Annotated in this window: 15 protein-coding genes; 9 read left to right on the top strand and 6 right to left on the bottom strand. The window is 69.6% G+C overall.

Going from position 1 to position 13559, the window contains the following annotated elements:
• Window positions 1-15 precede the first annotated feature (15 nt).
• Together PV646_RS06290 and PV646_RS06285 are read left to right on the top strand one after the other, a co-directional pair.
• Window positions 16-690, top strand: coding sequence for a response regulator transcription factor (locus tag PV646_RS06290; RefSeq protein ID WP_500340530.1), 675 nt, complete (start codon window positions 16-18; stop codon window positions 688-690).
• Complete coding sequence (locus PV646_RS06285; RefSeq protein ID WP_500340529.1) at window positions 690-1964, top strand: ATP-binding protein; 1275 nt, start codon at window positions 690-692, stop codon at window positions 1962-1964. The genes PV646_RS06290 and PV646_RS06285 overlap by 1 nt, the downstream gene beginning before the upstream one ends.
• Window positions 1965-1969: 5 nt before the next feature.
• Here PV646_RS06285 and PV646_RS06280 read toward each other — a convergent pair whose 3' ends face one another.
• The 3 genes from PV646_RS06280 to PV646_RS06270 form a co-directional block, all read right to left on the bottom strand.
• A complete protein-coding gene (locus tag PV646_RS06280; protein ID WP_500340528.1) occupies window positions 1970-2503 on the bottom strand; it encodes a GtrA family protein in 534 nt (177 codons plus the stop codon).
• The gene (locus tag PV646_RS06275; RefSeq protein WP_500340527.1) at window positions 2433-3002 is read right to left on the bottom strand and encodes a GtrA family protein; all 570 of its coding nucleotides are present in this window, start codon (window positions 3000-3002) and stop codon (window positions 2433-2435) included. Before PV646_RS06275 ends, PV646_RS06280 begins: the two co-directional genes overlap by 71 nt.
• A 141-nt stretch (window positions 3003-3143) precedes the next feature.
• Complete coding sequence (locus PV646_RS06270) at window positions 3144-5396, bottom strand: sigma-70 family RNA polymerase sigma factor (protein ID WP_500340526.1); 2253 nt, start codon at window positions 5394-5396, stop codon at window positions 3144-3146.
• Between the two features lie 142 nt (window positions 5397-5538).
• Between PV646_RS06270 and PV646_RS06265 the strand changes: the two genes are divergently transcribed.
• The 7 genes from PV646_RS06265 to PV646_RS06235 all read left to right on the top strand — a co-directional run bounded on the left by PV646_RS06265 (window position 5539) and on the right by PV646_RS06235 (window position 11709).
• Window positions 5539-6306, top strand: coding sequence for a hypothetical protein (locus PV646_RS06265; RefSeq protein ID WP_500340525.1), 768 nt, complete (start codon window positions 5539-5541; stop codon window positions 6304-6306).
• A gap of 110 nt (window positions 6307-6416) precedes the next feature.
• On the top strand, window positions 6417-6797 hold the full coding sequence (locus PV646_RS06260) for a GntR family transcriptional regulator (RefSeq protein ID WP_500340524.1): 381 nt from the start codon (window positions 6417-6419) through the stop codon (window positions 6795-6797).
• Complete coding sequence (locus PV646_RS06255; RefSeq protein WP_500340523.1) at window positions 6794-7588, top strand: ABC transporter ATP-binding protein; 795 nt, start codon at window positions 6794-6796, stop codon at window positions 7586-7588. Before PV646_RS06260 ends, PV646_RS06255 begins: the two co-directional genes overlap by 4 nt.
• A complete protein-coding gene (locus PV646_RS06250; protein WP_500340521.1) occupies window positions 7585-8691 on the top strand; it encodes an ABC-2 membrane transporter-related protein in 1107 nt (368 codons plus the stop codon). Before PV646_RS06255 ends, PV646_RS06250 begins: the two co-directional genes overlap by 4 nt.
• Window positions 8692-8827: 136 nt before the next feature.
• The gene (locus PV646_RS06245) at window positions 8828-9982 is read left to right on the top strand and encodes a 5-(carboxyamino)imidazole ribonucleotide synthase (RefSeq protein WP_500342283.1); all 1155 of its coding nucleotides are present in this window, start codon (window positions 8828-8830) and stop codon (window positions 9980-9982) included.
• On the top strand, window positions 9979-10467 hold the full coding sequence (gene purE, locus PV646_RS06240; RefSeq protein WP_500340520.1) for a 5-(carboxyamino)imidazole ribonucleotide mutase: 489 nt from the start codon (window positions 9979-9981) through the stop codon (window positions 10465-10467). Before PV646_RS06245 ends, purE begins: the two co-directional genes overlap by 4 nt.
• Before the next feature lie 78 nt (window positions 10468-10545).
• The gene (locus PV646_RS06235) at window positions 10546-11709 is read left to right on the top strand and encodes an acyl-CoA dehydrogenase family protein (protein ID WP_500340519.1); all 1164 of its coding nucleotides are present in this window, start codon (window positions 10546-10548) and stop codon (window positions 11707-11709) included.
• Here PV646_RS06235 and PV646_RS06230 read toward each other — a convergent pair.
• The 3 genes from PV646_RS06230 to PV646_RS06220 all read right to left on the bottom strand — a co-directional run.
• Window positions 11681-12388: a hypothetical protein gene (locus tag PV646_RS06230; RefSeq protein WP_500340517.1), complete on the bottom strand. Its 708-nt coding sequence runs from the start codon at window positions 12386-12388 to the stop codon at window positions 11681-11683. The genes PV646_RS06235 and PV646_RS06230 overlap by 29 nt on opposite strands.
• A 7-nt stretch (window positions 12389-12395) precedes the next feature.
• Window positions 12396-13160, bottom strand: a complete 765-nt coding sequence (locus tag PV646_RS06225) for a GntR family transcriptional regulator (protein WP_500340516.1) — start codon at window positions 13158-13160, stop codon at window positions 12396-12398.
• Between the two features lie 67 nt (window positions 13161-13227).
• The coding region (locus tag PV646_RS06220; protein WP_500340514.1) for a WD40 repeat domain-containing protein at window positions 13228-13559 on the bottom strand (332 nt) is incomplete at its 5' end.

The raw sequence follows: 13559 nt of genomic DNA, 5'->3' as shown, positions 1-13559 counted from the left end.
AATACGCTGGGGTCCGTGAGCGTGGTGTTGCTGGCCGAGGACGACCCGGCCATCGCCGAACCACTCTCCCGCGCGTTGACGCGGGAGGGCTATTCGGTGCAGGTCGTCGGTGATGGGCCCAGTGCCTTCGATGCCGCCCTCGCCGGGGGAATCGACCTCCTGGTGCTGGATCTCGGCCTGCCGGGCATGGACGGGCTGGAGGTGTGCCGGCGGCTGCGGCAGAGCGGCAGGGGCGTGCCCGTGCTGATGCTCACCGCGCGTGCCGACGAGGTCGACTTCGTGGTCGGGCTCGACGCGGGCGCGGACGACTACGTCGCGAAGCCGTTCCGGCTGGCCGAGCTGATGGCCCGCATCCGGGCCCTGCTGCGCCGCCGCGCGCCCGGGACGTTGGAGGTCAACGGTGTGCGCGTCGACCTGGCCGCCCGCCGCGTCACGGTCGACGGCGGCGAGATCCAGCTCGCGAACAAGGAGTTCGAGCTGCTCAAGGTGCTGATCCAGCGCGCGGGTCAGGTCGTGAGCCGCGACGAGATCCTGTCCGAGGTGTGGAACGACCCGGACCTGAAGGGCAGCAAGACGCTCGACATGCACATGTCGTGGCTGCGCCGGAAGCTCAGCGACGGCGTCCCGAACTCCGCCGAGAAGCACATCGCGACCGTGCGCGGCCGCGGCTTCCGCTTCAACGCCGACTAGTGCGCCGCCGGATCCTGCGGGCGATCCTGCTCGCCGTCGCCGTCACCGGGTTCGTGCTCGGCCTGCCGCTGGGCTACTCGGCGCTGACGCTCGTCGAGGACACCGCCCGCGGCGACCTCACCCAGCGCGCCCAGCAGATCGCGACGCGGCTCGACGACCAGCTCGCCAAGCAGCAGAGCCTCGACATCGAGGACGTCCGGGTCGCCATCCCGACCGACGGCCGCCTCACGGTCGTGTCCGGAGGCATGACCACCGCCACCGGTCCCTCGCCGGGTGACGACCCGCTGACCGTCGAGCTGACGATCGCGCAGCAGGGCACCGTCCGCCTGGAGATCCCCTCCGGCCCGATGCACACCACGCAGTACCAGGTGGCGGGCCTCGTGCTGCTCCTGCTGGCGGTCTCCGTCGGCACCGGCACGGTCGTCGCCCTGGTGACGGCGCAAACGCTTGCCCGCCCGCTGGGGTACGTGGCCGCCCGCGCGTCCAAGCTCGGCGCCGGCGACTTCCGCGCCGATGAGCAGCGCTACAACATCGAGGAGCTCGACGCGGTCTCCGACGCCCTCGACACCTCCGCGACGGCCCTGGCCCGCCTGGTCCAGCGCGAGCGCGAACTCGTCGGCGACGTCTCCCACCAGCTCCGCAGCCGCCTGACCGCGCTCCAGCTGCGCCTGGAGGCACTGGCCGAGCACCCCGAACCCGACACGGCCGCCGAGGCCCGCGCCGCACTGGAACAGGCCGAACGCCTCGCCGCCGTGCTGGACGAGCTCCTCGCCGCCGCCCGCGCGGCCAGGGCCCTCGGCGCCGAACCGCTGGAACTGCGGCCCGCGCTGACCCTGATCGCCGACGAGTGGCGTGAGCAGGTGAAGAGCCAGGGCCGGGCGTTGCGCGTGCGCGTTCCCGACGGCCTGCTGGCCAGGGCCACTCCGGCACGGCTGCGTGAGGCGATCGGCGTGCTGCTCGACAACGCCCTGCGCCACGGTGAGGGCTCCGTCGTGGTCTCTGCCCGCGGTGAGGACGGCACGGTCGTCGTAGAGGTCAGCGACGGCGGCGCCGGAGTGCCGGACGAGTTGGCGGCGCACATCTTCGAACGCGGTGTGTCGGGTGGCGGCTCGACCGGTGTGGGGCTGGCGCTCGCACGGGCGCTGGTCGACGCGGACGGCGGCCGGTTGGAGCTGTCCACGGCGAGGCCGGCGACGTTCGCCGTGTTCCTGCCGGTGCCGAAGGCGCAGGACGTGGTGGGCATCCCGTGGAAGGCGCCGACCACACCGCGCTAGGCGCCCTAGGAGTGGCCGAGTTCCTTCTCGTCCTCGATCGAACGGTCGCCGCGGGCGTTCTCCTCGGGGAAGACCCACTTCTTGTAGCCGTACCAGCGGAAGGTCATCGCGATGAGCGTGCCGACGATCTGCGCGCTCAGGAAGTCCGAGATCTCCTCGGTGAGCCGCGACACGTGCGGCTCCTGGAGGTGGAACGCGTAGCGCGCGAGATAGAGCGGCGCCGAGTTCAGCACGATGCCGATGCCGTTGACCATGAAGAAGAGCAGCGCCTCGTGATGACGCTCACGGCCGCCGCGCGTGCGGAACGACCACTCCCGGTTCAGCAGGTACGACACGATCGTGGCGACCAGCGTCGCGATGATCTTCGCCGTGACCGGGTTGTTCGGCAGGACCACGGTCTTGATTCCGAAGAACAAGACCGTGTCGATCACGAAGCAGGTGCCCCCGACCAGGGCGAACTTGAGCAGTTCACGATGCTTCAGCGCGATCGACCGGATCGGCTCCGGGAACCGCGAGACCACTGTTTCGGCTAGGGACACGAGACGAGTCTACGGAGATCGGGTGAACGTGCCGGTCCGGACGAGCGCCCGCGTCGGGGAAGACCCAGCGGCGCATGGCCCAGAACTTGAAGCCGGTGGCGAGCAGCATGCCGATGATCGAGCCCGAGACGAAGTCCGCGACCTCCTCGGTCAGCACCGAGACGAACGGGGCCTGCAGGCCGAACAGGTGCCGCGACAACCACAGCGGCAGGATGTTGATGCCCACGCCCAGGCCGCTGACCAAGAAGAACAGCGCGGCCTCGTGGTGGCGTTCGCGGCCGCCCCTGGTGTGGAAGGACCACTCACGGGACAGCACGTACGAGGCGATGATCGCCACCAGCACGCCGATGACCTTCGCCGTGACGACCTTGTCGGTCAGCACGGTGAGCTTCAGCGCGTACCAGACGCCGTTGTCGATGAGGAACGTCGTGCCGCCGACCAGGGCGAACCTGATCAACTCGCGGTGCTTGTGCAGCAGGAACTGAACTGGTTCCGGCATCCGGCTCATGGCACGGCGAACGACTGGCAGCACCTCGCCAGCTTACGGATCTGGATCACGGGCCCGTCTCCGGGTGTTACAAAACTCGACACAGAGGTGCATGACCTGCACGTTCGGTGACGAGCAAAGATCAACTTTTGATCAACTTCGCGGCGGTGCGCAATCCGGCCACCCGAGGATCGGTCCCAGCAGGCCCGGAACCAGTCCCGGCGGCGGTTCGCAGGGCTCCTCCGACCTCGGTGGTGTGGTCGACGGAGGGATGGACGGCGTCGACGGCGGCGGGGTCTCCGACGGCGGGTTCTCCGGCGTCGAGGGCTCCGTGGGGCCGGTCGGTTCCGTCGGTCCGGTCGGCTCGGTGGGCCCGGTCGGCTTCGTGGGGTCGGTCGGCCGCGTGGGCTCGGTGGGCTCCGTCGGTTTCGTGGGCTGGGTGGTCGTGGTCGTCGGCGGCACCGTCGTGGTGGTCGTCGGCGGGTTCGGCGGTTCCTCGCCCGGCGGGTGCTCCGGCCAGCCCTTCATCGGCACGGTGACGGACTTCGTCGCGTTGCCCAGCGCGGCCGTCACGGTGACGTCCCCGCCGTAGCGCCCGAACGCCCAGAACGACATCCGGAACTTGCCGCCCTTGTCGAGGTCGGCGACGCAGCGGATCGACCGCTTGTCGACCTGCTGGCACTGCCGGTACGGCGCGAAGATCACGAGGTCCTTCGTCGACGTGATGTCCAGCTTCAGCGTGCCCGCGCGCGGACCCTTGTTGCGCACCAGGACGTCTGCCCGCGGGTTGTGCCACCACACCTCGTGCCACGTCTTCACGGTCAGGTCGATGTCGTCGTTCACCGGAGGCACGTTGACCTCGACGCTGATGTCGACCGAGACCGACGTGCCCGCGCTGATGACACCGGTGATCGTGCCGGGCACGGCGGTGTCGGTCGCGCGCAGCCGGAAGTGGAACGTCGCCTGCCCGCCGGGAGCGATGCCCTGCGGCGTCGCGCAGACGATCGTGCCGGTGCCGGCGGGGCAGTTCACGGTCTGGTCGGCCGAGCCGTCCGGCTGCAGCAGCCGTGCTCCGCCGAAGCCCGCCGGGCCTCCCGTCGACACGACGCCCGGCGGCAGGTTCAGCACCATGCTCGCGGGCGGTGCCGCGGTGCCGCCGGTGTTGCGGACGGTGATCGGGAAGTCCTTGGGCTCCTCGCCCGGCGTCAGCGTGTACCCGCTGGGGGTGGTCGGCGTGAGCGACGGCGGCGCGGGCGCGGGCGGTTCGGGAGCGGGCGGCTCGGACGGTGCGGGAGGCGCCGGCGGGGTCACCGAGGGCGGCGGCTCCGTCGTGGTGGTCGTCGTCGGAGGGGGCGGTTGCGTGGTGGGAGTCGGAGAGGGCGGCACCGGCGGCACGGTCTGCCGTGGCGGCTGGACCTGCGTCTGCGCGGGCGGAGGCTCGACGGCCTGCACGACCGGTGCCTGCTGCTCGCTGCTCGCCGCGGCCAGCGCGATCACCACGGCCGCGGCCACGGCGGCAGCGGAACCACCGACCGTGACGAGCTGGCGGGGGATCGCGGCACCGACGGCACCCGCCCCACCGGCGGCCGCTCCGGCACCGACGACAGCGGTCGTCGTCCCGGCGGCCACCAGGTACGTCGTGGCACCGAGGCCCAGCACCAGCGGCGCGACGAAGATCCGCAGCGCACCGTTGACGTCCGCGAGTTCGGCGGCCAGCGCGCGGCACCGGCCGCACTCGTCGAGGTGCGCCTCGACCTGGGTCGCCTCGCGCTTGGACAGGCCCGCGCGAGTCCAGGCGCCGAGCCGGTCGACGGTCGCCTTGCAGCGCTCCGCCTCCGTGTCGGCCAGGTGCATCTGCAGGTACTGCTGCTTGAGGCCCTCACGGGCGCGGTAGGCGAGCGCGGACACGCCGTTGGCCGTCAGCCCGAGCAGCGGGGCGACCTCGGCGGGCGACTGGCCCTCGATCTCGGTATGCCAGAGCACCATCTGCCAGCGCTCGGGCAGGGCGGCGAACGCGCGGGCGGCGAGCGAGCGCTCCAGCCCGGCCACGGCCGTGTCGCTGAACTGCACCGCCGGTGCGACGTCGGTCATGTCCTCGGTGAGGTCGACCTTCTTGTCGCGGCGGGTCTTGTCGTACGCGGTGTGGCGCAGCGCCGTCAGGAGGTACGCGCGGAACGCGGAATCGGGGCCACGGCCCGCACGGAGCGTGTCCAGCACCTTCGCGAACGCCTCGGAGACGAGGTCGTCGGCTTCCGCCTGAGAGCGCGCCAACTGGCGGGCGAGGTTGTAGGCCGCCGAGACGTGGCGTTCGTACAACTGGCCGTAGGCGTCGATGGTCCCGCCGCGCACGGACTCGATGAGTTCCGCGTCGCTCGGTCCCTGGACGTCTGCAGGAACGATCGCCACAGTCTTTGTTTCCCTCCCACGCGGCGCCCAGTGTGACTTACGGCGCCTGGCGGAGTCATCTGAATCCCCCGCGCGGGTTGCGTCACGAATCGGCGACGGACGCGTCTCCCACCTGGAATCGGGCGAACTGAAGGGAGACCGGGTGGGTGTCGCACAAGCGGAACGCCTGCTGAAGTCGAGGTGGCGGACAGCCACCATGGCCGCCGGCTGGGCTTTCCCCGCAGACTGGCCGCTCGCCGAGGTCGACGAGGTGTGCGCGGCGATGCTGGACGAGGCCGATCCCGGCGACGCGCTGGTCCGGCTGGGCCGCGCTCGCGCCGAGGCCGGTGCGGGCCTGAGCGAGACGCTCATGGACCTGGCCGCGCTGCACGCCGTGCTGACCGACGCGTCGCACGTCGTGTCGCCGGACGTCGACGCGCTCCCTTCCCAGATGGTGCGCATGACAGCGCTGGGATGGGCGGACGTGGTGACCAAGCAGGCCGGCGACTGCGCGGCCGAAGATCCTCTGACCGGGCTGGCGACTGCCGCCTACCTGCGGACACGGCTGGGCGAGGTGTACCGGGAGACCCCGGTCGCGTCCCTCGACTACGCCCTCGTCCTGCTGCGGCTCGACGTGCACCGCGCCTCGGGCTGGTCCCGGGTCGTCGCGATGACACTCGCGAGCGACGCGCTGCGCACCGTTTTCGACGGCGGCGAGACGCTGGCGACCCTCGGCCCGTGCGTGGCCGCGGTGCTGGTCCGCCGTGACGAACTTCTTGCCCGAAGAGTCTCGAACCTCCGGGTCCTGGCGGCCGACCGGCTCGCCGACGACCCCCACGTCCGGCCGGTCGGACCAGCCAAGGTCTGGGTCGAACAGCTGCCGGACACGCACGCCGAGGCGCGTGTGCTCCTCACCTCGCTCGGGCGCTGACCCCCCTGTCCCGCGCCCGGAGGCTCCCCGTGTCCCCACCGGGGGTGCTTTTCAACACGCTCAGAAGTGTTCTATTGTCCTAGTTCACTAGAACAATCTGGGGAGCGTGCGTGGTCGAGTTCCACGTTGACCGCGGCAGTGGTTTTCCCGCGTACCTGCAGCTGGGTCAGCAGGTCAGGGAGGCCATGAGGCTCGGCTGGTTGCAGCCGGGCGATCGGCTGCCGACGGTCCGCGATGTCGTCGCCACGAGCGGCGTGAACGCGAACACCGTGCTCAAGGCCTACCGCGAGCTCGAGCTCGCCGGCCTCGTCGAAGCCCGTCAGGGCTCCGGCACCTTCGTCAAGGCTTCCTTGGGGTCCGCCGCCCCCGAGGACCTCGACCCGTTGCGCAAGAAGCTCGCCGCATGGGTCGCGGAGGCACGCTCCGCCGGGTTGGAGGACGAGGACATCTACGCGCTGGTGCGCGAAGTGCTGAGTGGGGGAGCGCAATGAGCGTGGTTGCGGCCGATGTGTCGAAGTGGTCGTTGCGGAACGTCTCCTTCGAGCTGCCGCCGGGCAGCGTCACGGCGATCGTGGGATCCAACGGATCCGGCAAGACGACGCTGCTCAACGTGCTGGCCGGGCACCTCGAACCGGATTCGGGTCACACCTCGATCGCGGGCCGGGTGGCGTACGTGCCCCAGCACAAGCCGATGTACAAGTCGTTCAAGATCGCGGACGTGCTGCAGTTCGGCCGCCGCATGAACGAGGTCTGGGACAACGACCGCGCCGAGCAGTGGCTCGACCGGTACCGGATTCCGCGCAAGCTCCAGATCGAGGACCTCTCCGGCGGTCAGCGCACGCACGTGGTGCTCGCGCTGGCGCTGGGATCGCGCCCGGACGTCCTGTTGCTGGACGAGCCGCTGGCCGAACTGGATCCCCTGGCGCGCCGCAGGGTCGTCCGGGAACTGCTGACCGAGGTCAGCGACAACGGCATGACGCTGATCTTCTCCACGCACGTCGTGGCGGAGATCGGCGGTGTGGCCGACCGGTTGCTGCTGATGTCGAACGGCCGGTTGCTGGTGGACGGCGACACGGACGCGTTGCTCGAGGAGCACGTGCTCTACACCGGCCCGCACGCGTCGAAATCACCCGTCGAAGGGCCCGTGGTGCTGGCGAAGCACGGTAGGTCGCAGTCGTCGTACCTGGTGCGTTCGGGTGGCACGCGGATCGACGAACCGTGGACCGCGCGGTACGTGACGCTGGAGGAGCTCGTCGTGGCGCACCTGGAGCGTGGGCAGTGAAGCTGAGTTCACTCATCTGGCTGACCTGGCGCCAGCACCGCTGGTCCCTCGTCGCCGTCGGGTCGGTCGCGATGGCCGCGGTGTACGGCCTGGTCACCACCGAGGCGGGCGATCGGGCGCTGACCAACTCGATGCCGATCGCCGGCTTCTACGCGCTGATGGTGCAGCTCGCGTTCGGCGCCGTGATCGGCTCGTTCTGGGGCGCTCCGCTGATCGCCCGCGAGCTCGAGGAACGCACCTACTTCGTGGCCTGGGGCCAGGACGTGACGCCCGTGCAGTGGTTGCGCGGCAAGCTGATCGTGCTCGGCAGCCTGACCGTGCTGCTGGGCGCTCTCGTCGGGAACGGCGACGGTTTCGTCGGCGCGACGAGGTCGTGGGGCGGTTTCGAGGCCAACTCTCTCGTGCAGGTCGGTTACGCCGTCTTAGGTCTCTCGATCGGCGTGCTCATCGGTCTGCTGAGCCGGCACGTCGTGACGGCAATGGCGGCGACGTTGGTGGTCTTCACATTCGTGCGCCTCTTTCTGGCCATGGGGGTGCGCGACCACTACCTGCCGTCGGACCGCGTGATCGCCCGCTGGGAGGACACGGCTCAGGTGCCGGATCGGGGGCTCGAGGTCGCGAGGGGCTTCGCCGGACCCGACTTCGAGCCGGTGGCGGTGCCGGAGAAGTGCGTGCAGGCGATCAACGAGCACACCTGCATGCGCAGCTCGAAGACCGCCATCGGCACGTACATCGACTTCCAGCCGATCGAGCGGCTCCTGCTGTTCCAGATCATCGAGTTCGTCCTGTGCGCGCTGATCGCGGCGGGGTTGTTCGCGGTGATCTTCCGGTTGCTGCGCAACGGCGGCGGGTGGAAGCCGTCCCGCACGCACCGCCGCCTCGGCCCGGCGGTGCCCGAGGACTCGAAGCCCGTGCCCGAGTCCCAGCCCGAGGCCGAGCCGGGTTCCGAACTGGAGGCCGAGGCCGCGCCTGAGTCGGCATCCGAGGCCGAACCCGAACCCGAGGCCGGGTCTGGGTCTGGGTCTGGGTCCGACGGTGAGGGCGAGCCCGATTCCGGCGACCAGGCCGAGCCGGAGACCGCGGCGACCCGCACCGAGGGGTAGCGCGGCACGAACCGGCGTCCGGCTGGACGGCTCCACTGGGGGTGGGGCCGTTCAGCCGGTGCACTTCGACCGTGGGTGAAGCCGCAGGTAGAATGCCTGAACCGTGGACTCTCGTACCCGTCTCCCCGTCGTCGGAATGATCGGCGGCGGGCAGCTCGCCCGCATGACGCACCAGGCCGCGATCCCCCTCGGGCAGTCGCTGCGCGTGCTCGCAGTCTCCGAGAACGACCCGGCCGCGCTCGTTGCGCGGGACGTGGTGCTCGGCACGCACACCGACCTGGACGCGCTGCGCGCGTTCGCGAAGGGCTGCGAGGTGGTCACGTTCGACCACGAGCACGTGCCCCAGGAGCACCTCCGCGCGCTGGCCGCCGAGGGCGTCAAGGTGCACCCCGGCCCGGACGCGCTGCAGTACGCGCAGGACAAGCTGAAGATGCGCGTGAAGCTGGCCGAGCTGGGCCTGCCGGTGCCGCCGTTCGCCGAGGTGCACGAGGTGCGTGACGTGCTTCGTTTCGGCGCGTCGAACGGCTGGCCGTGCGTGCTGAAGGCGATCCGCGGTGGTTACGACGGCCGCGGCGTGTGGATGCTGAACACTCCGCAGAGCGCCGAGCGGGTCGTCCCCGAGCTGCTGGAGTCCGGGACGCCGTTGATGGTCGAGCAGTGCGTGCCGATGCGCCGCGAGCTGGCGGCCGTCGTGGCGCGCTCGCCGTTCGGGCAGGGCGCGGCGTGGCCGGTCGTCGAGACCGTGCAGTCCGACGGCATCTGCGTCGAGGTGCTCGCTCCCGCTCCCGCCCTGGACGGCGCCGAGGCCCAGGAGCTGGCGCTGAAGGTCGCCGAGGCGCTGGGCGTCGTGGGCGTGCTGGCCGTGGAGCTGTTCGAGACCGCGGACGGCGTGGTCGTGAACGAACTCGCCATGCGTCCCCACAACTCAGGCCACTGGTCGATCGAGGGCGCCCGCACGTCGCAGTTCGAACAGCACCTGCGCGCCGTCCTCGACTACCCGCTGGGCCGCACCGACCTGATGGCCCCGGCCGTGGTGATGGCGAACGTCCTGGGCGCCACCGAAACGCCCGCGATGGGCCCCGACGAACGCGTGCACCACCTGTTCGCCCGGTTCCCCGACGCGCACGTGCACCTCTACGGCAAGGAGGAACGGCCGGGCCGCAAGGTCGGGCACGTGACGTTCCTCGGCAACGACATGACCGAGGTCCGCCAGCGCGCGCGTCTCGCCGCGGACTGGCTGTCCACGGGCATTTGGTCAGACGGATTCGACATTCACGGGAGCGCGGAGTGACTCAGGTTGGCGTGATCATGGGCAGCGACTCGGACTGGCCGGTGATGAAGGCGGCCGCCGAAGCCCTCGCCGAGTTCGACGTGGAGTACGAGGTCAGCGTCGTCTCCGCCCACCGCACCGTGCAGCGCATGATCGACTACGCGAGGACGGCGGCGGACCGCGGTCTGCGCGCGATCATCGCGGGTGCCGGCGGTGCCGCCCACCTGCCCGGCATGGTCGCCTCCGCCACCGTGCTCCCGGTGATCGGCGTCCCCGTGCCGCTGAAGTACCTCGACGGCATGGACTCGCTGCTCTCGATCGTGCAGATGCCCGCAGGAATCCCGGTGGCGACCATGGCCATCGGCGGCGCGCGCAACGCGGGCCTGCTGGCCGTCCGCATCCTGGCCGCGGGCGACCCGGCACTGCAGGAACGCATCGCCCGCTTCCAGGCCGAACTCGAGCAGCTCGTACTAGACAAGGACGCGGCGCTGCAGAAGTCCCTCTGAGTGCTCAACAGCACAGCAGCGCCCGACGTGAACGGGCGCTAACATCGTGCCGAGTACTCGCTACTGGGAGGTAACAAGGTGAACCCGAGCTTCGGCACCTATCAGCTCGCCGAGGAGCACGAGGCGCTGCGAGAGGCCGTCCGCTCGCTCGCCGAGAAGGAGATCAAGCCGTACGCGGCCGAGGTCGACGAGAACGAGCGCTTCCCGGTAGAGGCACACAACGCCCTGGTCAAGGCGGGCTTCGCGGCCGTCCACGTCCCCGAGTCCTTTGACGGACAGGGCGCGGACTCCGTGGCCACCTGCATCGTCATCGAGGAAGTGGCCCGCGTCTGCGCGTCGTCCTCCCTGATCCCGGCGGTGAACAAGCTCGGCACCATGCCGATCCTGCTCGCGGCCTCCGACGAGCTGAAGCAGTTGGTCATGCCGTCCATCGCCTCAGGCGAGGCGATGGCGTCCTACGCCCTGTCGGAGCGCGAGGCAGGCTCCGACACGGCGTCGATGCGCACCCGCGCAGTGCGCGACGGCTCGGACTGGGTGCTCAACGGCACCAAGTGCTGGATCACCAACGCAGGCGAGTCCACCTGGTACACGGTCATGGCCGTGACGGACCCCAACGCCGCGAAGAAGTCCGCCGGCATCTCGGCGTTCGTCGTGCACAAGGACGACCCGGGCTTCTCGGTGGGCCCGAAGGAGCGCAAGCTCGGCATCAAGGGCTCGCCGACCCGCGAGATCTACTTCGAGAACTGCACCATCCCGGAGTCGCGCATCATCGGCGAACCCGGCACCGGCCTGAAGACCGCACTGCGCACGTTGGACCACACCCGTCCGACCATCGGCGCGCAGGCCGTAGGCATCGCGCAGGGCGCTCTCGAGGCCGCGGTCGAGTACGTCAAGGACCGCAAGCAGTTCGGCAAGTCCATTTCGGACTTCCAGGGCGTCCAGTTCATGCTCGCCGACATGGCGATGAAGATCGAGGCCGCCCGCCACATGGTCTACGTAGCCGCCGCGAAGGCCGAGCGGGGTGAGCCGAACATCGGCTTCATCACGGCCGCCGCCAAGTGCTTCGCCTCTGATGTGGCCATGGAGGTCACGACGGATGCGGTGCAGTTGTTCGGTGGAGCCGGGTACACGCGTGACTTCCCGGTCGAGCGGATGATGCGCGATGCGAAGATCACGCAGATTTACGAGGGCACGAACCAGGTGCAGCGCGTGGTCATGTCCCGCGCGGTCCTGAACGGCTGAGGCTCGGGGTCGCCGTCCTGCTCAACTCGTTGAGCGGGACGGCGACGCACCCGCGCAACTCGCGAATCAACGCCGACGCGAGCACCCGGCGCACCGCCGGATCGTCGTAGGCGAAGTTCCCAGCCGTGACGGCAGTCGGCGCCAGCACGCTCTGCCGGTAGAACACGCCCCGCACGCCCACGATCGCGCAGTCCTTCACCCGAACCGCGACCGCACCCCGTTGCAGCGCAGGACAAAGCCGAGTGGCGACAGGCACGCACGCCAGACAGACCGGCGGTTCGACCGAAGCCATCCCATCCGGCCATTGCGGCCAGTCACCGCGGAAATCCCGTTGCAACCACAGGACTCCGTCGTCGTTCTGATCGGCTGGCCCGCCACAAACCTGGCACAGCAACAGTTCCATGGCCCGGCGCTGCCGTGACGGGTGAACCCTGGCGAACTCCGGCCGTCCGACTCGGTGCCGCGACGCCGTCTGCTGCCACAGAACGCCGTGCCGATCGCGATCACTCAGCAGCTCGTTCGCATACCCGATGCTGTGGCCGGGCCGTTCGATGAGAACGCACGGCAAGTCCTGCTCGGCACTCCACGCGGTGATGTAGGGCGCGATGATCCTCGACATGTCGGCCGCCAGTTGTATATAGAACTTGGTCTGGACAGTGAAGCGCAGTTCTATATACAAGTGCAAGTCAGTCTTGCGAGGTGAACTTGTACTCGAGCACGTACGCCGCTGAGTCGAGAACCATCTCGCTGACCTCAACCGCCTGGTCAGTGGCGGTGTAGGCGGTTCTCGTGATCAGGACGATCGGCATGTCCTGAGTGAGGTCGAGAGCCTTGCGCTCGGCTTCACGCGGCATGCTCACGCGCAGCTCTTCGCGGAACTTGACGGGCTCATGGCCCAGGTCCTTCAGTCGGGCGTAGGCGCCGCCGGGGCCAGTGTCGATCTCGGTGATCGCAGATCCCGCGACCAGCGCTTCCAGGTAGTAGGACGTCGCAAGTTGCACAGGCTTGTCGTCCACCACGTAGGTGCGGCGCCGGACGACCACGTGGGTGTCGCCGTCGAGTCCCAGCACCTGGGCGACCGAAGCGGGCGGGAGCTCGACATCGACAGCCACGTTCTCAGTCCTGGGCCTCGCGCCGACGTCGGTGTTCCAGATCGGCCGGCCTGAACCCCACGACGTGCTCGCCTGCAAGCGATCCGGGGACACGCGCCTGATCGGCTTGAACTCGCGGACGAACGTTCCCGATCCACGCTTCGCGATGATCAGGCCTTCGGACTTCAGGACCTCCAGGGCGTGCCGCGCGGTCAGCTTCGCCACGCCGTACTGGCTGATGATGTCGTTCTCGCCGGGGACTTTGCTGCCAGGCGCCAGTTCGCCGGAGTCGATCTGATGCCGGAGGTCGTTCGCGATCTCGCGATAGCCAACCCGCCCTGGCAGGGCGTTGCCGGTCATGAATCGTCTCCTTGGTGCCGCAGTTCTGTACAGAGGTCACGCTACCTGGCGTAACTGCGGCGTCGGCCTAGGCAGGCAACGGAGGCAGCGGGCCGAAGGACTCCGCCGGAAGGCGATCGATCCGCTGGTCCCGGACGACGCTCCAGCCGAGCCACCGCCAGGCGCCATCCGTGCACCCGATCAGCGCGTCTGTTCCCGACTCGAAAACGGCAAACTCGTCACCCGGCAGGAACACCAGGTATTCGCCTTCCTGCTCGCCGGTGGTGGCGTTCCAGAAGCGGGTGGTGTTGTCACCGCTGCCGGTGAGGATGTGGGTGCCGTCGGGGGACCAGGCCACGGATTGAATCCAGTTGGTGTGTCCGGTGAGTTCGTGGATGGGTTGGCCGGTGGTGGCGTTCC

This window comes from Streptomyces sp. ID05-26A (assembly GCF_033794685.1).
Taxonomy (GTDB): Bacteria; Actinomycetota; Actinomycetes; order Mycobacteriales; family Pseudonocardiaceae; genus Lentzea.
Note: the sequence above shows the minus strand (reverse complement) of the source record. Positions and strands in the feature narration are given on the sequence as shown.